We start from the raw sequence: 19021 nt of genomic DNA on the forward strand, positions 1-19021 counted from the left end.
ACGACCGCACTGGAGAACGGCCTGGTCTACGGGGGTGGGTACACCGACCCTTTACGGGCGGCATCGGCGGAGTCTAAGCGAGTCCGCATCGATGGAACAACGCCCAGCATGGCACCGTGGTTCCGCTTCCGGTCAACCTGTGACGCATCACGCCCCGAACAGGCCCTGTTGTCCCGTTACGCCGTGCTGCGGTGGCACGAGTCCCAGGTGGGCCCAGGCGGCCGGGGTGGCGACCCGTCCGCGCGGCGTCCTGGCCAGCAGTCCTTCCCGTACGAGGAAGGGCTCGGCGACCTCCTCGACGGTCTCGCGCTCCTCCCCCACGGCGACCGCGAGCGTGGACAGGCCCACCGGACCGCCGCCGAACAGCTTGAGCAGCGCCCCGAGCACCGCCCGGTCCAGCCGGTCCAGCCCCCGGGCGTCCACCTCGTACACCCCGAGGGCCGCCGACGCGATCTCCCGGTCGATCCGGCCGTCGGCCTTGACCTGGGCGTAGTCCCGCACGCGGCGCAGCAGCCGGTTCGCGATGCGGGGCGTGCCCCGGGAGCGCCCGGCGATCTCGGCGGCGCCCTCGGCGTCCAGCTCGACGTCGAGCAGGCGGGCGGAGCGGTGGATCACCCGTTCCAGCTCGGCGGGGGCGTAGAACTCCATGTGCCCGGTGAAGCCGAAGCGGTCGCGCAGCGGGGGCGGCAGCAGGCCGGCCCGGGTGGTGGCGCCGACCAGCGTGAAGGGGGGCAGCTCCAGCGGGATCGCGGTGGCGCCCGGGCCCTTGCCGACGATGACGTCGACCCGGAAGTCCTCCATGGCCATGTACAGCATCTCCTCGGCGGGCCGGGACATGCGGTGGATCTCGTCCAGAAACAGCACCTCGCCCTCCTGGAGCGAGGAGAGGATCGCCGCGAGGTCGCCGGCGTGCTGGATGGCGGGGCCCGAGGTGATCCGGATCGGGGCGTTCATCTCCGCCGCGATGATCATGGAGAGGGTGGTCTTGCCGAGTCCCGGCGCGCCGGAGAGCAGGACGTGGTCGGCGGTGGCGCCGCGGGCGCGGGCGGCCTTGAGGACCAGGTCGAGCTGTTCGCGGACCTTCTCCTGGCCGACGAACTCGTCGAGGTCCTTGGGGCGCAGCGCCGCCTCGACCGCGGTGTCGTCGCCGTCCGCGCCGGCGTCGACCAGCCGCTCGTCGAGCCGGTCGTCCATGTCGGCTCCGGTGTCGTCCCAGTTCATCTCGTCTGTCCGCCTCGGATGTATCGGTGCCCGGTCCGGGGGTGGCCGGCCGGGCGGAGAAGGGGGCCCGCGCCGCTCAGCGCGCCCGGTTGAGCGTTTGCAGGGCGGCCCGCAGCAGCTGCGGCACGGGTGCCCGGCCCCCGGCGGCGAGGGCTTCCTCGGCCTGGGGCGCGACGGCGGCGACCGCCTCGTCGGCCTCGCGGGTGGCGTAGCCGAGGCCGATCAGGGCGGCCTGGAGCTGGTCGCGCCAGGAGGCGGAGACGGCGGCGCCGATGCCCTGGCCGGGGGCGTGGGTGCCGAGCGGTTCACCGAGCCGGTCCTTCAGCTCCAGCAGCAGCTTCTGGGCGCCCTTCTTGCCGATGCCGGAGACGGCGGTGAGCGCCTTCTCGTCGCCGGTGGCCACGGCGAGCCGCAGGGCGTCCGGGGTGTGCGTGGCCAGCATGGCCTGGGCGAGCCGGGGGCCGACGCCGCTGGCGGTCTGGAGCAGCTCGAAGACCTGCCGCTCGTCGTCGTCGGCGAAGCCGTAGAGGGTCAGCGAGTCCTCGCGGACGACGAGTGAGGTGGCGAGCCTGGCCTCCTGGCCGACGCGCAGGGCGGCCAGGGTGTTGGGTGCGCACTGGACGGCCATGCCGATGCCGCCGACCTCGATGACGGCCGTGGTCGGGGCGAGCGCGGCGACGGGGCCGGTGACGAAGGCGATCATCGGGGGACCTTCCGGACGGGTGGGGCTGCGGTGCGCGGGACGCGCGGGGTGCGGGCGGCGGTGGCCGCCGCGTGCGCCTGCTGGAGGCGGTTGGCGGCGGGGGCGCGCCAGATGTGGCAGATGGCGAGTGCCAGGGCGTCCGCGGCGTCGGCCGGTCTGGGCGGGGCGTCCAGCCGCAGGAGCCGGGTCACCATGGCGCCGACCTGCGCCTTGTCGGCGCGTCCGCTGCCGGAGACGGCGGCCTTGACCTCGCTGGGCGTGTGCAGGGCGACGGGGAGGCCGCGCCGGGCGGCGCAGAGCATGGCGACGGCGCTGGCCTGGGCGGTGCCCATCACCGTACGCACGTTGTGCTGGGCGAAGACCCGCTCCACGGCGACGCAGTCGGGGCGGTGCTCGTCCAGCCACTGTTCGATGCCGCGCTCGATCGCCACGAGGCGGTCGCCGAGCTCCGCGTCGGCCGGGGTGCGCACGACGCCCACGCCGCGCATGGTGAGCGGGCGACCCGCGACGCCTTCGACGACGCCGACCCCGCACCTGGTGAGACCTGGGTCCACGCCGAGCACCCGCACGGTCCGCCCCTCCCTGCCGATCGGTCAACTGTTCCAGCAGGCTATCGGTCGGCACCGACAATGCGGCGGGCCGACGGGGTGTGTCCCCGCCGGCCCGTCCACAACGGCTGTGTCAGACGCGGCTCAGGCGTCGACCTTCGCCATGACCTCGTCGCTGACGTCGAAGTTGGCGAAGACGTTCTGCACGTCGTCGCTGTCCTCCAGCGCGTCGATCAGCTTGAAGATCTTGCGCGCGCCCTCCTCGTCGAGGTCGACCTGCATGGTGGGCAGGAAGTTGGCCTCGGCCGAGTCGTAATCGATGTCCGCCTCCTGGAGCGCGGTGCGGACCGCGACCATGTCGGTGGCCTCGCTGACGACCTCGAAGGAGTCACCGAGGTCGTTGACCTCCTCGGCGCCCGCTTCGAGGACGGCACCGAGCACGTCGTCCTCGGTCAGCTCGCCCTTGGGGACGATGACGACGCCCTTGCGGTTGAAGAGGTACGCGACGGAACCCGGGTCGGCCATCGAGCCGCCGTTGCGGGTCATGGCGACCCGGACGTCGGACGCGGCGCGGTTGCGGTTGTCGGTGAGGCACTCGATGAGCACCGCGACACCGTTGGGGCCGTAACCCTCGTACATGATCGTCTGGTAGTCGACGCCGCCCGCTTCGAGACCGCCACCGCGCTTGACCGCGGAGTCGATGTTCTTGTTCGGGACCGAACTCTTCTTCGCCTTCTGGATCGCGTCCACGAGGGTCGGGTTGCCCTCGGGGTCCACACCACCGGTGCGGGCCGCGACCTCGATGTTCTTGATCAGCTTCGCGAAGAGCTTGCCGCGCTTGGCGTCAATCACGGCCTTCTTGTGCTTCGTCGTAGCCCATTTAGAGTGGCCGGACATCTGCCTTCTCCTTCGCGTCACCAAATTCCGTACGAACCCGAGAGATCCTACCGGGATCGAGTCACCCGGCCGCGCGCACCATCTCGGTGAAGTACGCGTGGAGCCGGTGGTCCCCGGTCAGTTCGGGGTGGAACGAGGTGGCGAGGGCGTTGTCCTGCCGTACGGCCACGATGTGACCGCCGTGCTCGGCGACGACCTTCGCCCCGGCGCCCACGGACTCCACCCAGGGGGCCCGGATGAAGACGCCCTCGACCGGCCCGCCGTCGATCCCGGCGACGTCGACGGCCGCCTCGAAGGACTCGTTCTGCCGCCCGAAAGCGTTACGGCGCACGATCATGTCGATGCCGCCCAGCGTCTCCTGGCCGGACCGGGGGTCGAGGATCTTGTCGGCGAGCAGGATCATCCCGGCGCAGGTGCCGTACACCGGCATACCGGCCGCGATGCGCTCGCGCAGCGGTTCCAGCATGCCGAAGAGGGCGGCCAGCTTGGACATGGTGGTGGACTCGCCGCCGGGCAGGACCAGGCCGTCCACCTCCGCCAGCTCCTCGGGCCGCCGGACCGGCCTGGCCAGGGCGTCCGCCGAGGCCAGGGCGATCAGGTGTTCCCGTACGTCGCCCTGGAGGGCCAGGACTCCGATCACAGGGGTGTCGTTCATCGGTGACTACCAGCCGCGGTTGGCGTAGCGCTCGGTCTCGGGCAGCGTGTCGCAGTTGATGCCGACCATGGCCTCGCCCAGGTTCCGGGAGGCGTCCGCGATGATCTTCGGGTCGTCGTAGAAGGTGGTGGCCTTCACGATGGCCGCGGCGCGCTTGGCCGGGTCGCCGGACTTGAAGATCCCGGAGCCGACGAAGACGCCCTCGGCACCGAGCTGGCGCATCAGCGCGGCGTCGGCCGGGGTGGCGACGCCGCCCGCGGAGAACAGCACGACGGGCAGCTTGCCCAGCTCCGCGACCTCCTTGACCAGCTCGTAGGGGGCGCGCAGGTCCTTGGCGGCGGCGTACAGCTCGTTGTTGTCGAAGCCGCGCAGCCGGGCGATCTCGTTCTTGATCTGGCGCAGGTGGCGCACGGCCTCGACGACGTTGCCCGTACCGGCCTCGCCCTTGGAGCGGATCATGGCCGCGCCCTCGGCGATACGGCGCAGCGCCTCGCCCAGGTTGGTGGCGCCGCAGACGAACGGGGTGGTGAAGGCGAACTTGTCGCTGTGGTTGACCTCGTCGGCCGGGGTCAGGACCTCGGACTCGTCGATGTAGTCGACGCCGAGGGACTGGAGGACCTGCGCCTCCACGAAGTGACCGATGCGGGACTTGGCCATCACCGGGATGGACACCGACTCGATGATCTCCTCGATCATGTTCGGGTCGGACATCCGGGCCACGCCGCCGTCCTTGCGGATGTCCGCCGGCACCCGCTCCAGGGCCATGACGGCCACGGCGCCCGCGTCCTCGGCGATCTTCGCCTGCTCGGCGTTGACGACGTCCATGATCACGCCGCCCTTGAGCTGCTCGGCCATGCCGCGCTTGACGCGGGCGGTGCCGGTGGCCGGGGCGTCGGCGGACTGCGGGGTGCTGGGAAGCGTGGACACGGATGACCTCACTGGGGGGAGCGAATGCGGACGCGCCGAATGACGCAGTCCCGAGCAAACGCCCCCGCACCAGTCCACAGCAAGGGCCAATAGGAGGCCGGTGGATCGTTTTCGCCTCGGCCCCCGCGTACGGGGACGGAGCACCGTCCGTCAGCTGCCCGGGCGGTCCGCCAGGGCCACCGGCGGCTCGTCGTCCATCTCGAACGCCAGCGGGAACGGGGCGTGCCCCGCCAGCCGGAACCACCGCACCGTGCGGTGGCGGCGCAGCGCCCGCGCGGCCCGGACCGCGTCGTTGTGGAAGCGGCGCGCCATGGGCACCCGTCGCACCGCCGCCGCCAGCTCGGACGCCGCCTCCTGGCCCCCGGGGATCTCCCGTACCGCCTCCACCTGCGCACTCTCACCGAACACGGCGCGCAGGGCGGTGCTCAGCTCGCTCTCGGCGACCTCGCGGTGGTCCTCCGGCGACTGCCTCGCGGCGTGCGCGGCCTCGTACAGCACGATCGACGCGGCCGGGTCGAGGACGCCGGAGGTGGCGAGTTCCTGGGTGACCGAGGCCCGGCGCAGCAGTTGCGCGTCGAGGGCGGCCCGGGCCGCGTCGATCCGGGTGTGCAGCCGGTCGAGGCGGCCGGCGGTCCAGCTGAGGTACAGGCCGATCGCGACGAGCACCACGACGGCCCAGATGATGAGGGTTACGGTCACGGGCGGCAAGGCTACCGGGGCGCGGGCCCCGGCCGGTCACTCCCGGGCCAGCCCGAACCGGGCGCGCAGCCCCGTGCGTTCGTCGGCCGCCACCGAGGCGGCGCCGTCCGTCACCGTCTCGTACACCGCGAGGATGTCCGCCCCGACCGTCGACCAGTCGAAGCGCCGCACATGGGCGCTCCCCCGCTCGCGCAGCCCGGCACGCCGCTCCGGGTCGCCCAGCAGCCGGACCGCCGCCTCGGCCAGCGCGTCCGCGTTCTCGTTGGCGAAGAGCTCGCCCGCCGCGCCCTGGTCCAGGACCTGCGCGAAGGCGTCCAGATCGCTGGCGAGGACCGGCGCGCCCGCCGACATGGCCTCGACCAGGATGATCCCGAAACTCTCGCCCCCGGTGTTGGGCGCCACGTACAGATCGACGCTGCGCAGCAGCCGCGCCTTGTCCTCGTCGCTCACCATGCCCAGGAACTCCACGCGCGAGCGCATCTCCTCGGGCAGCGAGGCGACGGCCTCCTCCTCGTCGCCGCGGCCGGCCACCAGGAGCCGGGTGTCCGGGCGGGCGGCGAGGATCGCGGGGAGCGCGCGCATCAGCACGGGCAGGCCCTTGCGGGGTTCGTCGATGCGGCCGATGAAGCCGATCGTGCCGCCCTGCCACTCGGGACGGGGCTCGGCGCGCGCGAAGAAGTCGACATCCACCCCGTTCGGGATGACCACGGCGTCGCCGCCCAGGTGCTCGACCAGGGTCCGGCGGGCGTACTCGCTGACCGCGATCCGCGCGCTGATCTTCTCCAGCGCGGCCTGCAGGATCGCGTACGCGGCGATCATCGCCCGGGAGCGCGGGTTGGACGTGTGGAACGTGGCGACGATCGGGCCCTGTGCCGCCCAGCAGGTCAGCAGCCCCAGCGAAGGCGAGGTCGGCTCGTGGATGTGGATGACGTCGAACGTGCCCTCGTGCAGCCAGCGCCGCACCCGGGCCGCCGACAGGAACCCGAAGTTCAGCCGGGCCACCGAGCCGTTGTACGGGACCGGCACGGCCCGGCCCGCGGAGACCACGTACGGCGGCAGCGGCGTCTCGTCGTCGGCCGGGGCCAGCACGGACACCTCGTGGCCGAGCCGGATCAGATGCTCGGCCAGGTCGCGGATGTGGAACTGCACCCCGCCCGGGACGTCCCAGGAGTACGGGCAGACGATGCCGATCTTCACGTCGGGTCTCCGCTCCGGTCTCCACGGGGTTCGAGGTCGGCGAGCCAGAGCCGTTGCAGCATGTGCCAGTCCTCCGGGTGAGCGGCGATGCCCACGGCGAACGCGTCGGCCAGGGCCTGTGTCATCACGGACGTCTTCGCGGCCCGGTCACCTGACTCCGGAACCTCGACCGGCGGATGGATCCGCGCCTTCATCACCGGTGTGTCGTCGTACGAGAGCGTCACCGGCAGCAGCAGGGCGCCGGTCTGCTGGGCCAGCAGGGCGGGCCCCGCCGGCATCCGGGCCGTGGCGCCGAAGAACGACACCTCGATGCCCGACGAGGACAGGTCGCGGTCGGCGACCAGGCAGACCAGGCCGCCCGACCGCAGCCGCCGGGCCAGCGTCCCGAACGCGGCACCGCCGTTGTGCGGCAGCACCTCCATGCCCAGGCCCTCGCGGTAGGCGACGAACCGGTCGTACAGCGATTCCGGCTTCAGCCGCTCGGCGACCGTGGTGAACGGCACCTTGAGGTCGGTGGTCACCCACGCCCCGGCCAGGTCCCAGTTCCCGAGATGCGGCAGGGCGAGGATCACTCCGCGCCCCGAGTCGAGCCCTTCCGTCAGCCGGTGCGCGTCCGTGACGTCGATCGACGCCTTGATCCGCTCCGGGCTCCAGGTGGGCAGCCGGAACGACTCCATCCAGTAGCGCATGTACGAACGCATACCGGCCCTGGACAGGGCGGCCAGCCGGGCCGGATCGGCGTCCGGCACGACCCGCTTCAGATTGGCCTCAAGGCGCAGCACGCTCTTGCCGCGCCGCTTCCACACCTGGTCGGCGAGGGTACGGAAGAGGGCCCGGGCGGCCGGTTCGGGCAGCGTCTTGACCGCCGCCCAGCCCAGCCCGTACAGCGCGTCGCTCAGCCGCTCCTTCGCGCCGGGCCGCGCTTCGGCGCCGGCCACGCTCACTCCCCGGCCGCGTCCGCCGCGTCCGCCTCGGCGGACTCACGGCGCACGGTGACGACCCGCTGGATCAGCGTCACCAGGCTGCCGGCGGCGACGATCCACAGCGCGACCGGCAGCAGGACCTGGATGCCCGGCACCCCGAACTTGTGCAGACCGGCGAGACCGGCCGCCACCAGCGAGATCACCAGGCGCTCGGCACGCTCCACGAGCCCGTTGACCGCCACCGGCAGCCCGATCGCCTCACCGCGCGCCTTGGTGTACGAGACCACCTGGCCGCTCGCCAGGCAGAAGATGGCGACCGCGCACAGGACGTTGTCGTCGCCGCTGCCCGCGTACCAGAGGGCGAAGCCGCCGAAGATCGCACCGTCGGCGACCCGGTCGAGCGTGGAGTCCAGGAACGCGCCCCACCGGCTGGAGATGCCCGCCTGGCGCGCCATGTTCCCGTCGACGAGGTCCGAGAACACGAAGATCGTGATGACGATCGTGCCCCAGAAGAACTCCCCCATCGGGAAGAAGACCAGCGCACCGGCCATCACCCCGGCCGTGCCGATCAGGGTGACCGCGTCCGGGCTCACGCCGAGGCGGAGGAGCAGTGCGGCGAACGGCGTGAGGACACGCGTGAAAAAGGCACGCGCGTACTTGTTCAGCATGGCCTTCCCGAGGGGTAGCTGGGCCGCGTGACCCCGTCGGTCACCGGCTGGAGGGTGCTGAAGGCCCTGGCCGGATCAGGGAGCGGTGGCCGGTGCGTGCGGCTGCAAGGCGCCGGAGCGTCTCCATGGCTGAGCCATGAAGGCGTTTCGGCAACGCCGCAGACGTGCGTGCCGGGCGCCGCGAGCCCGGCCAGGGCCTTCAGCACCCTCCGCGCCCATGTTAGTCACGCCCGGCAGCGGTCACCGTCCGGGCACCCCGGGCCGGTGCGGGCGCGACATATGGACGCGGCCCCGAGGCAGTGCCAAGCTCGAATGACCGCGGGCGTCGCCGCCCCTGAGCGCGTGCCCGTGCGCCACCGACGGGAGGCATGATCATGGGCGACAAGGCACACGCACGCACCGGAGCCGCCGGAGGGACACCGGCGGCCGGCCACCACCCCCGCGCCCTGCGCAACGTGGCACTGGTCGGCCACAGCGGTTCCGGCAAGACCACCCTGGTCGAGGCGCTCGCACAGACCGCGGGCGCCCTCGGCCGCGCGGGCCGGGTCGAGGACGGCACGACCGTCTCCGACCACGAGGAGACCGAGCACCGCCAGAGCCGGTCCGTCCAGCTCTCCCTGGTCCCCGTGGACTGGGACGGGCACCGCATCAACCTGCTGGACACCCCCGGGTACGCCGACTTCGTCGGGGAGGTCAGGGCGGGGCTGCGCGCGGCGGACGCGGCCCTCTTCGTGGTCTCGGCGGCCCAGGAGGCCGAGGCCGTCGCCGCGACCACCCGCGCCCTGTGGGAGGAGTGCGCCGCCGTCGGCATGCCCCGCGCCCTCGTGGTCACCCACCTCGACACCGCCCGCACCCCGTTCGACGCGATGACCCGGATCTGCGGGGAGCTCTACGGCGGCGACGACCCCGACGCCGTACTCCCCCTCTACCTGCCCGTGCTCGGCCCCGAGGCCGCCGACGGGCACGCCCCGCTCACCGGCCTCACCGGCCTGCTCACCCAGCGGATCTTCGACTACGCCGGCGGCGAGCGCGCCGAACACCCCCCGTCCGGCGACGAGCAGGGCCCCCTGGCCGAGGCCCGGGCCCGGCTCATCGAGGGGATCATCGCGGAGAGCGAGGACGAGACCCTGATGGACCGCTACCTCGGCGGCGAGGCCATCGACACCGGCACCCTGATCACCGACCTCGAACGCGCCGTGGCCCGCGGCACCTTCCACCCCGTCCTCGCCGCCGCCCCCGCCGCCGAGGGCGCCCGCCAGGGCATCGGCACCGTCGAACTCCTCGACCTGATCACCGGCGGCTTCCCGACCCCCCTCGAACACCCGCTGCCCGCCGTCACCACCCCGGACGGCTCCCGGCTCCCCGCCCTCGACGGCGACCCCGAAGGGCCCCTGGTCGCCGAGGTCGTCAAGACGTCCTCCGACCCCTACGTCGGGCGGCTCTCCCTCGTCCGCGTCTTCAACGGCACCCTGCGCCCCGACGACACCGTGCACGTCTACGGCCACGGTCTCGGCTCCCCCACGCACGAGGACCGCCCCTGCCACGAGGCGCGCACCCGGGTCGGCGCCCTCACCTCGCCCTTCGGAAAACAGCAGCGGCCGCTGGCCGCGTGCGTCGCCGGCGACCTGGCCTGCGTGGCCCGGCTGGAGACCGCCGAGACCGGCGACACCCTCTCCGGCACCGGGCACCCCCTCCTCCTCGAACCCTGGACCGGCCCCGACGCCCTGCTGCCGCTCGCGGTCCGGGCCCACAGCAAGGCCGACGAGGACAAGCTCTCCCACAGCCTGGCCCGCCTCGTCGCCGAGGACCCGGCCATGCGCCTCGAACAGAACCCGGACACCGGCCAGCTCGTCCTGTGGTGCCTGGGCGAGGCCCATCTGGACGTCGCCCTGGACCGGCTGCGCGACCACTACGGCGTCCAGGTCGACACCGTCCCGCACCGCGTCGCCCTCCGCGAGACCTTCGCCGGACCGGCCACCGGACGCGGCCGCCACGTCAAGCAGTCCGGCGGCCACGGCCAGTACGCGGTCTGCGAGATCGACGTCGAACCCCTGCCCGCCGGCTCCGGCGTCGAATTCGTGGACCGGGTCGTCGGCGGCGCCGTGCCCCGCCCGTTCATCGCCTCCGTCGAAAAGGGCGTCCGCGCCCAGGCCGCCCGGGGCGTCGCCGCCGGGCACCCTCTGGTCGACATCCGGGTCGTCCTGCGCGACGGCAAGGCGCACTCCGTGGACTCCTCGGACGCCGCCTTCCAGACCGCCGGCGCCCTGGCCCTGCGCGAGGCCGCCGCCGAGGCACACGTCCGGTTCCTGGAACCCGTCGCCGAGGTCGGGGTCCTGGTGCCCGACGACTACGTCGGCCCGGTCATGAGCGACCTCTCCGGCCGCCGGGGCCGGGTCACCGGCACCGAGCAGTCCGGCTCAGGACGCACCCTCGTCCGCGCCGACGTGCCCGAACTGGAGATCGGCCGGTACGCGGTGGACCTGCGCGCCCTCACCCACGGCACCGGACGCTTCGACCGCTCGTACGCCCGCCACGAACCCATGCCCCCGCAGCTCGCCGACCGCGTCCTCGCCCAGCAGGGGTGACGCGAAAGCGCCCGCTCCCCCGAACGTTGTCCACAGGGCCGGACGGCGGACGTATCCGGACGATACGCTGAGACCCCAGCTCAGAAAGTGTGCCGGGCACGGCAGTTGGGAAACAGCCGCAGGAGCGGTTCCTCGGTGGCGAGTGGGGGCGACAGTGGCCAGCAACGGATTCGATTTCTCACCCGGAGCGCAGATTCCGCTCCAGGGTTCGGGAGGCGCGGCGGTGGCGACCAACGCCCTCGCCTCCGCGGCGTACCGCGACAGCCCGGTGGAGGAGATCCTCAAAGCCAACAGCGAGTGGCACAAGTCCGAGGTGAAGGGGGGCCGTTCCGGCTTCCTCAAGTCCGACTACTTCAAGCCGAACCTCGGCGAGGCGTTCGCCCGCGCCGTACAGGAGCGCATGCTCGGCGGCGCCCGCAAGGACCTCATCCAGTCCTTCGGCACCGACCCGCAGACCGTGGTCGAGCACTGCCTCTCCGCCAACAGCCTCCGCAAGGCACGGGACACCCGGCTCACCGCCGTCACCGTGCTGTTCGGCTTCCTGTTCCTGCCGGGCATGCTGCTGTGGGTCATCGTCTTCCGGGTGCGCGACGGCTTCGCCAAGACCAAGGACCGGCTCCTCACCACCCTCGGCAACAGCCTGCTGCCCCTCGTCGGCATCGGCATCGTCTTCCTGATGATCCGGCTGCCGCTGACCGGGTTCCTCGGCCTCTACCTGCGCGCGATGTTCGTCGCCCCGGTCATCGGCTGGTACATCGCCAAACGGATCGCGGAGAAGTCCGCCCAGGACATGCGCGCCCGCTGGGAGGGCCTGCTCTCCGGCGGCGGCGTCACTGCCAAGATCCCCGAGACGGTCCCGAAGAACCCCAGCGAGACCGCCCGCGAGGCCCTGCGCCAGGGCCTGGAGAAGCTCTCCGCCGAACAGCAGTCCAACTCCGTCTTCTACGCGGGCCCCAAGGGCATCCTCGGCATGGGCACCCGCTGGGGCAGCTGGCACCTCGCCGAGGACCTCGTCCCCAAGGAGCCCGGCAAGGAGATCCACCAGTTCCGCAGCTGGGACGTCATCCGCGTCATCCACGACCAGCTCAAACTGCTGGAACGCGGCCCGCTGAACACCGGCGGCTTCCCCACCCCCTCCGTCAACCACTGGATCGTCACCCCCATCGGGGAGAACGCCGACGCCGTCACCCGCCCGCAGGGCGAGGACGTCGCCACGTACCAGATCAAGCCCCACGAGATACAGCGGATCTGCAACCACCAGCAGTTCGGCGGCGGGAACCGGCACTACCTCGGCGTGCAGTTCACCCTCTGGGACGGCCAGCTCGTCATCACCATGATGATCACCGTCACCGTCCTCTACGAGACCCTGCGCATCGAGGTCACCGGACACGCGCTCGGTCCCGTGCACTCCCTCTTCACCTCCAAGCCCGCCGCGAAGACCCGGACCGTCAACAAGACCGTCCGGTTCTGGGAGACCCGCGACATCGCACTCGCGCTGGTCGACGCCCACGAGGTCACGCGTCTCGCCCTGCGCGCCCCCTTCACCTGGTATCCGCCGCTCCTGGACCACCTCGGCGGGAAGATCGCCCTGCCCGAGCCCTTCGGTCTCCGCCACGCCTGGGCCGAGAAGCCCTGGCGCCACCGCTTCATGGCCGACGACGCGATGCGCGCCGCAACGCCCGTCCTGCGCGTCGTGCACAACGCCGCCATCAAGGTCCTGGAGGAGCACGGTGTGGACACCGAGCGTTTCAACACCCGCTCGTCGGTCCTGAGCGGACTCGTCCAGCAGCCCACCCCCGGCAAGGCCGACCTCTACGACGCGTGACCCCCGCGTACGCGAACGGGGCGCCCCGGAAGAAATCCGGAGCGCCCCGCACGACGAGCAGGAAGCAAGGAAGGATCAAGCGGCCGGCCAGGCGTCCGCCAGCATCTTCCGGGTGTCCGCCAGCAGCTGGGGCAGCACCCGGGTGTGCCCCACCACCGGCATGAAGTTGGCGTCACCGCCCCACCGGGGCACCAGATGCTGGTGCAGATGCGCGGCGATGCCCGCCCCCGCCACCGCACCCTGGTTCATCCCGATGTTGAAACCGTGCGCACCCGAGGCGGCCCGCAGCGCGCGCATCGCCCGCTTCGTGAAATCGGCCAGCTCCGCCGTCTCCGGACCGTCCAGCTCGGTGTAGTCCGCGACATGCCGGTACGGCACCACCATCAGGTGCCCACCGTTGTACGGATACAGATTCAGCACGGCGTACACCTTCGCACCGCGCGCGACGACGAGCCCGTCCTCGTCCGACTTCTCCGGAATCCCGCAGAACGGGCAGCCGTCCCCCGCCTCCGGGCCGGTCGGCTTGTTCTCGCCCTGGATGTACGCCATCCGGTGGGGCGTCCACAGGCGCTGGAACGCGTCGGGCGTCCCCACTCCGATCTGCTGCTCGGGCTCACTCGTCATGCCGGCCAGCATATTGCTTCACCTGTGCAGAGCGTGTCGCCGGGGCCGATCCCGTTCACGCACCGCGATGCTGGGCCGATGAGCGCGCGCACCCAGGACCTGCCCCCTCCCGCTCTCACCCGCTGGGAGCGGCGCACCGAGGTCCCGCTCCTCGCCGCCTCCGTGGTCTTCCTCGCCGGCTACGCGTTCCGCGTCCTCGCCCCGTACGACGCCCAGCCCTGGCACGACATCTCCCTCGCCCTCGTCGGCGCGACCTGGCTGCTGTTCGTGCTGGACTACGCGGTACGCCTGCGGCTCAGCGGTCTCGGCCCCCGCTTCGTCCGTGTGCGCTGGCTCGACACCCTCGTCCTGGTGCTGCCGCTGCTGCGTCCGCTGCGCATGGTGCAGGTCTACACGGCCGTCCAGGAGAAGCGCGACCGCCCGCGCCTCAGCCTGTACGCGCGGGTGATCTCGTACGCCGGTCTGACCGCCGTGCTCCTCGGCCTCTCGGCGGCCCTCAGCGTGTACCACTGGGAGCACGACGCCCCGGGCGCCTCGATCCGCACGTTCGGGGACGCGGTCTGGTGGGCGTGCGCGACGCTGACGACGGTGGGGTACGGGGACGTGGTGCCGGTCACCCTGGGCGGCAGGGTGATCGCGGCGGGCCTGATGGCGTGCGGCCTGGCGCTGCTGGGGGCGGTGACGGGCGCGTTCTCCTCGTGGCTGATCCAGGTGTTCCGGAGGCAGGACGAGCAGGAGCCCCCGGCGAGCGGGTAGCTCGGCCGGGGGCCCCTGGAATGGCTCGGGTCAGACCTGGACGCGGTCCTCGACGGCCTTGGCGATCTTGGCGATGGCCTCGTCGACCGGGATGCCGTTCTCCTGCGAACCGTCGCGGTAGCGGAAGGAGACGGCGCCGTTGGCCATGTCCTCATCACCCGCGATGATCATGAACGGAACCTTGTTCTTCTGCTGGTTGCGGATCTTCTTCTGCATGCGGTCCGAGGAGGCGTCCACGTCCACCCGCAGCCCCTGCTTGCGGGCCTTGGCCGCGAACTCCTGGAGGTACGGGATGTGGGTGTCGCCGATCGGGATACCGACCGCCTGGACCGGGGCCAGCCAGACCGGGAACGCACCTGCGTAGTGCTCAAGCAGCACCGCGAAGAAGCGCTCGATGGAGCCGAACAGCGCGCGGTGGATCATGACCGGGCGCTGCTTGGAGCCGTCCGGGCCGGTGTACTCCAGGTCGAAGCGCTCCGGCAGGTTGAAGTCGAGCTGCACGGTCGACATCTGCCAGGTCCGGCCGATGGCGTCCTTGCACTGCACGGAGATCTTCGGGCCGTAGAACGCGGCCCCGCCCGGGTCCGGGACCAGGGGCAGCCCCTGCTTCTCGGCGACCTGGCGCAGGGTCTCGGTGGCCTCTTCCCAGGTCTCGTCGGAGCCGACATACTTCTCCGGGTCCTTGGTGGACAGCTCCAGGTAGAAGTCGGTGAGCCCGTAGTCGCGGAGCAGGTTCAGGACGAAGGTGAGCGTCCGGTCCAGCTCCTCCGCCATCTGCTCACGGGTGCAGTAGATGTGCGCGTCGTCCTGCGTGAAACCGCGCGAGCGGGTCAGGCCGTGCACGACGCCCGACTTCTCGTACCGGTACACCGTGCCGAACTCGAAGAGGCGCAGGGGCAGTTCACGGTACGAGCGGCCGCGCGCGTCGAAGATCAGGTTGTGCATCGGGCAGTTCATCGGCTTGAGGTAGTAGTCCACCCCGTCGTCGAGCTGCATGGGCGGGTACATGCCGTCGGCGTACCAGTCCAGGTGGCCGGACTTCTCGAAGAGCTTGCCCTTGGTGGCGTGCGGCGAGTAGACGAACTCGTAGCCCTCCTCCTCGTGCCGGCGGCGCGAGTAGTCCTCCATCGCCCGGCGGATGACGCCGCCCTTGGGGTGGAAGACGGCGAGGCCGGGGCCGATCTCGTCCGGGAAGGAGAAGAGGTCCAGCTCGTTGCCGAGCTTGCGGTGGTCGCGCTTGGCGGCCTCCTCCAGGAACTCCAGGTGCGCCTTCAGCTCGTCCTTGGTGGGCCAGGCGGTGCCGTAGATGCGCTGGAGCATCGGGCTCTTCTCGCTGCCCCGCCAGTACGCGGCGGCGTTCCGCATCAGCTTGAACGCCGGGATGAACCGGGTCGTGGGCAGGTGCGGACCCCGGCAGAGGTCCTTCCAGCACAGCTCGCCGGTCTTCGGGTCGAGGTTGTCGTAGATGGTCAGCTCGCCGCCGCCCACCTCGACGTCCGCGCCGTCGTCCGAGGAGGCGGAGCCCTTGATGCCGATGAGCTCCAGCTTGTACGGCTCGTCGGCCAGCTCCTCTCGGGCGGCCTCGTCCGTCACGACCCGGCGGGAGAACTTCTGGCCCCGCTTCTGGATCTCCTGCATCTTCTTCTCGATGGCCTTGAGGTCCTCGGGCGTGAACGGCTTCTCGACGTCGAAGTCGTAGTAGAAGCCGTCCTTGACCGGCGGACCGATGCCGAGCTTGGCCTCGGGGTGCAGCTCCTGCACGGCCTGGGCCATGACGTGCGCGGTGGAGTGGCGCAGGATGTTGAGGCCGTCCTCGGAGGAGATCTCCACGGGCTCGACGGTCTCGCCGTCCTTGAGCTCGTACGCGAGGTCCTTCAGCTCGCCGCCGACGCGGGCCGCGACGATGGTGCGCTCGCCGGGGAAGAGCTCGGCAGCCGTAGTGCCCGTCGTCACCACGCGCTCTTCCCGCTCGGAATCGCGTTGGATGGTCACACGGACGTCTGACACCGGTCTCTCCTGACTCAGGGGGCGCACCGCACTCCTCTGGCGCGTGCAGAAGGAATCGTACCGAGCCGAGGGCCCCCATTGCGAAAGGCCCTACTCCCCCGCACACGCCTCCTCGAAGAAGTCCACGTTCTCCTGGAGCGACTTCATCAGCCGGTCCCGCTCCTCGTCGTCCACCTGCACGGGGACGACCTGCGAGGCCCCGGTCAGCCGCCGGAAGCCGCCCCGGCTCTCCAGCCGTCCCTCCACCCGGACCGGCAGCCCGACCAGGTGGGCCTGGCCCGCGATCCGGTACGCCTCCTCGTCCAGCTCGATCCGGACGTGCGGCACCTCGGCCCCGGCCAGCACCCGCAGCCGTACGATCCCCGCCCCGCGCGGCCCGGACCGCCGCAGCCGGACGACGGCCCCGGTGATCCGTACGGTGACGGCGGGCTCGTCGCGGAGGTAGCGGGCCCCGGCACGGCGCAGGGCGGGCAGGTCGCCCGGGGAGAACGCGACGGGCTCGGGGCGGGCGGGGCAGCCGGCGGGCGTTCCGGCGGCGGGCGCCCAGTCCAGCGCGATCGCGGCGCCCTCGGAGCCCCGGACGAGGGCGACGACAGCCTCGGTCAGCTCCCGGCTGACGCCCGCGGCGACGGCGTTGTCGAAGGCCTCCATGCCGCCGGTGGCCCGTTGGTAGTCCACCGCCTCGCGGGTGGCGTGCAGGGCGTGGTGGAGCCGGACGGCCACGGGGCGGCCGGGGTCGACGGGGACGAAGGCGGTGAGCGACCGGCCGCCGGGCCCGGGGCCGGTCAGCACGGGGCCGAGGGCGGCGAGGGCGCGGTCGCGGCGACGGGCGCCGTGATAGCCGGCCGGGCCCCGGACGGCGAGCGCGCCGGCCAGCAGGATCCGGCGGGCGGCGCCGTGCAACTGCTCCGCGCCGAGCCAGTCTGCGGCCCCGGCGGCGGGTTCGGGGACCTCGCGGCGCCAGCGGATCTCGTCGCTGGGGACGGTGAGAGCGACCAGGATCTCGCGAGCGGAGGGGGCGGCGCTGCGCGAGAGCGCGGTCAGCGCCTCGGCGAGCAGGTCCTCGGTGTCGGGGAAGGCCCTGGTGCGGGGCACCAGCAGGCTGGCGGTGCCGCCGGGCGGGGTCCAGCGGCTGTAGGGGCCGGTGCCCGGTCCGCGCCGCTGCCAGCCGTGCCGGGCGAGCAGGGCGCCGAGGACGGCGGGGTCGACGCGGGCCGGGTCGGGCAGGCCCCAGGAGGGCGGGGCGGCCTCGCCGCGGGCGCGTACGGACTCGTGCATCAGGGTCTCCCTCCCGCCCCGACACGGGTCATGATCTCGCAGAGCGCCCGGTCGTCGAAGACGCGCGAGGTCAGGAGCCGCACGGTGGTCCGGTGGCGGCCGGTCACGGGATGTCCGGCCAGATTGGTCCAGTAACAGCAGTGCCGCAGGTCGAGGCTGTCCGGGCCGGCCCGCAGCCAGTCGTCCTGGCTGCGCGGCACGAGCATCACGACGAGGATCTTGTGCACCGAGACGGGCGTCCGGGCGAGCTTCACCAGGTGGGCGTTGTCCAGCGTGAAGGCGAAGGTCGGGCCGGGCGGCCGGGCCGGTATCTGATAGGTGCACTTCAGCTGGACCTTGATGGTCACCTCGTCGTCGACGAGGTGACCGGGGGAACCGTGGCTGACGTGCCAGTCGATGCCGTTGTCGGGGAAGGGCTGCGACAGCGAGCAGCCCGCCGCCGCGGCGACGGCGTGGAGGTAGCCCACCTGGAGGGTCTCCATGCAGGCGGTGGTGGCGAGTCCGCCGCGCAGCGGTGCGGTCCGCTGAGGCAGCAGCCCGCTCGGTTCGGGCTGCGCGAGCGCCATGGCTCCGTAAGCCTTCCGGGCCGTACCGATGGGGAAGAGAGGTGCCGGGCGGTCAACTTCCGCTGCCGGTACTTGTGTTGTCACCGCACGGGACCGTGCGCAAACGGCGTATCAGGCAAAGGGTGCGGGTATCACCGGACCGGGCGGAGGAATCCCGCCATCTGCCGTGCGTGCGCGAGGAGTTCGGGGATGATTCATTGGTACGAAGGGCCACTGGCCGCCTTCGACACGGAGACCACGGGTGTGGACGTCGAGGAGGACCGGATCGTCTCGGCCGCCCTGGTGATCCAGGACCGGGCGGACGGCCCGGTGCGCGTCACCCGCTGGCTGGTGAATCCGGGGGTGCCGGTGCCCCCTGGGGCGACGGAGATCCACGGACTGACCGACGACCACCTCCAGCGCAACGGCCGCTGGCCGGCGCCGGCGGTCGAGGAGATGGCACGGGCGCTGGCCGAGCAGTGCGCGGCGGGGCGGCCGCTCGTCGTGATGAACGCGCCGTTCGATCTGACGCTGCTGGACCGGGAGTTGAAGCGGCACCGGGCGTCGTCGCTGGAGGCGTACCTGGAGCGGTCGCCGCTGTGCGTGCTGGACCCCCGGGTGCTGGACAAGCACCTGGACCGCTACCGCAAGGGCCGGCGCACCCTCACGGACCTGTGCGAGCTGTACGGCGTGCTGCTGGACGGGGCGCACGACGCGGCGGCGGACGCGGCGGCCTCGTTGCAGCTGGTCCGGGCGGTGGGGCGGCGCTTCTCGACGCGGCTCGAACGGCTGACCCCGGCGGAGCTGCACACGCTCCAGGCGGTGTGGCACGCCGCCCAGGCGCGGGGGCTCCAGGCGTGGTTCGCGCGGAGCGGGACGCCGGAGACGGTGGACCCGGCCTGGCCGCTGCGCCCGGAGCTGCGCACTGCCGCGTGAGGAGCGGAAGCGGCCGGACATGCGGAA

At 72.1% G+C, this 19021-nt stretch carries 18 protein-coding genes; 4 read left to right on the forward strand and 14 right to left on the reverse strand.

Going from position 1 to position 19021, the window contains the following annotated elements; translation table 11 throughout:
* Positions 1 to 147: 147 nt before the first annotated feature.
* From ruvB to pgsA, 10 genes are all read right to left on the reverse strand, one after another.
* Complete coding sequence (gene ruvB, locus ACFZAT_RS13285) at positions 148 to 1221, reverse strand: Holliday junction branch migration DNA helicase RuvB (RefSeq protein WP_391263775.1); 1074 nt, start codon at positions 1219 to 1221, stop codon at positions 148 to 150.
* Between the two features lie 76 nt (positions 1222 to 1297).
* Complete coding sequence (gene ruvA / locus ACFZAT_RS13290; RefSeq protein WP_391263778.1) at positions 1298 to 1924, reverse strand: Holliday junction branch migration protein RuvA; 627 nt, start codon at positions 1922 to 1924, stop codon at positions 1298 to 1300.
* Entirely contained in the window at positions 1921 to 2493 is a 573-nt protein-coding gene (gene ruvC, locus ACFZAT_RS13295; protein ID WP_391263779.1) for a crossover junction endodeoxyribonuclease RuvC, read from the reverse strand. Before ruvC ends, ruvA begins: the two co-directional genes overlap by 4 nt.
* Positions 2494 to 2616: 123 nt before the next feature.
* Entirely contained in the window at positions 2617 to 3369 is a 753-nt protein-coding gene (locus tag ACFZAT_RS13300; RefSeq protein WP_391263781.1) for a YebC/PmpR family DNA-binding transcriptional regulator, read from the reverse strand.
* 61 nt (positions 3370 to 3430) lie between these two features.
* Positions 3431 to 4024 (reverse strand): pyridoxal 5'-phosphate synthase glutaminase subunit PdxT, encoded by a 594-nt coding sequence (gene pdxT, locus ACFZAT_RS13305; RefSeq protein ID WP_391263783.1) that lies wholly within the window; start codon positions 4022 to 4024, stop codon positions 3431 to 3433.
* Between the two features lie 6 nt (positions 4025 to 4030).
* A complete protein-coding gene (pdxS, locus tag ACFZAT_RS13310) occupies positions 4031 to 4951 on the reverse strand; it encodes a pyridoxal 5'-phosphate synthase lyase subunit PdxS (RefSeq protein WP_391263785.1) in 921 nt (306 codons plus the stop codon).
* A 150-nt stretch (positions 4952 to 5101) separates the two neighbouring features.
* Entirely contained in the window at positions 5102 to 5650 is a 549-nt protein-coding gene (locus ACFZAT_RS13315) for a membrane protein (protein ID WP_018103869.1), read from the reverse strand.
* Positions 5651 to 5686: 36 nt separating this feature from the next.
* The gene (locus ACFZAT_RS13320) at positions 5687 to 6847 is read right to left on the reverse strand and encodes a glycosyltransferase (RefSeq protein WP_391263787.1); all 1161 of its coding nucleotides are present in this window, start codon (positions 6845 to 6847) and stop codon (positions 5687 to 5689) included.
* Positions 6844 to 7791, reverse strand: coding sequence for a phosphatidylinositol mannoside acyltransferase (locus tag ACFZAT_RS13325; protein WP_391263789.1), 948 nt, complete (start codon positions 7789 to 7791; stop codon positions 6844 to 6846). Before ACFZAT_RS13325 ends, ACFZAT_RS13320 begins: the two co-directional genes overlap by 4 nt.
* On the reverse strand, positions 7788 to 8438 hold the full coding sequence (gene pgsA / locus ACFZAT_RS13330; protein ID WP_391263791.1) for a phosphatidylinositol phosphate synthase: 651 nt from the start codon (positions 8436 to 8438) through the stop codon (positions 7788 to 7790). The genes ACFZAT_RS13325 and pgsA overlap by 4 nt, the downstream gene beginning before the upstream one ends.
* 374 nt (positions 8439 to 8812) lie before the next feature.
* Here pgsA and ACFZAT_RS13335 point away from each other — a divergent pair, with 374 nt between their 5' ends.
* Both ACFZAT_RS13335 and ACFZAT_RS13340 read left to right on the forward strand, forming a co-directional pair.
* Positions 8813 to 11023, forward strand: a complete 2211-nt coding sequence (locus ACFZAT_RS13335) for an elongation factor G-like protein EF-G2 (RefSeq protein WP_391263793.1) — start codon at positions 8813 to 8815, stop codon at positions 11021 to 11023.
* Between the two features lie 154 nt (positions 11024 to 11177).
* Positions 11178 to 12848 (forward strand): hypothetical protein, encoded by a 1671-nt coding sequence (locus ACFZAT_RS13340; RefSeq protein WP_391263795.1) that lies wholly within the window; start codon positions 11178 to 11180, stop codon positions 12846 to 12848.
* Positions 12849 to 12923: 75 nt separating this feature from the next.
* Here ACFZAT_RS13340 and ACFZAT_RS13345 read toward each other — a convergent pair whose 3' ends face one another.
* Positions 12924 to 13484 carry an HIT domain-containing protein gene (locus ACFZAT_RS13345; RefSeq protein WP_161209369.1) on the reverse strand — a complete coding sequence of 187 codons (561 nt, stop codon included), beginning with the start codon at positions 13482 to 13484 and terminating at the stop codon, positions 12924 to 12926.
* 66 nt (positions 13485 to 13550) lie between these two features.
* Between ACFZAT_RS13345 and ACFZAT_RS13350 the strand changes: the two genes are divergently transcribed.
* Positions 13551 to 14228 (forward strand): ion channel, encoded by a 678-nt coding sequence (locus ACFZAT_RS13350; RefSeq protein ID WP_391263798.1) that lies wholly within the window; start codon positions 13551 to 13553, stop codon positions 14226 to 14228.
* Between the two features lie 30 nt (positions 14229 to 14258).
* On the opposite strand, the gene thrS is transcribed toward ACFZAT_RS13350, so the two are convergent.
* The 3 genes from thrS to ACFZAT_RS13365 form a co-directional block, all read right to left on the reverse strand.
* A complete protein-coding gene (thrS, locus tag ACFZAT_RS13355; protein ID WP_391263799.1) occupies positions 14259 to 16235 on the reverse strand; it encodes a threonine--tRNA ligase in 1977 nt (658 codons plus the stop codon).
* 90 nt (positions 16236 to 16325) lie between these two features.
* The gene (locus ACFZAT_RS13360) at positions 16326 to 17513 is read right to left on the reverse strand and encodes a hypothetical protein (RefSeq protein WP_391263801.1); all 1188 of its coding nucleotides are present in this window, start codon (positions 17511 to 17513) and stop codon (positions 16326 to 16328) included.
* Positions 17513 to 18079 (reverse strand): DUF4365 domain-containing protein, encoded by a 567-nt coding sequence (locus tag ACFZAT_RS13365; protein WP_265545343.1) that lies wholly within the window; start codon positions 18077 to 18079, stop codon positions 17513 to 17515. Before ACFZAT_RS13365 ends, ACFZAT_RS13360 begins: the two co-directional genes overlap by 1 nt.
* 189 nt (positions 18080 to 18268) lie before the next feature.
* Between ACFZAT_RS13365 and ACFZAT_RS13370 the strand changes: the two genes are divergently transcribed.
* Positions 18269 to 18994 (forward strand): exonuclease domain-containing protein, encoded by a 726-nt coding sequence (locus tag ACFZAT_RS13370; RefSeq protein ID WP_391263804.1) that lies wholly within the window; start codon positions 18269 to 18271, stop codon positions 18992 to 18994.
* Positions 18995 to 19021: the final 27 nt, after the last annotated feature.

It is taken from the genome of Streptomyces sp. NPDC008163, assembly GCF_042956885.1.
Classification (GTDB): Bacteria; Actinomycetota; Actinomycetes; order Streptomycetales; family Streptomycetaceae; genus Streptomyces; species Streptomyces drozdowiczii_A.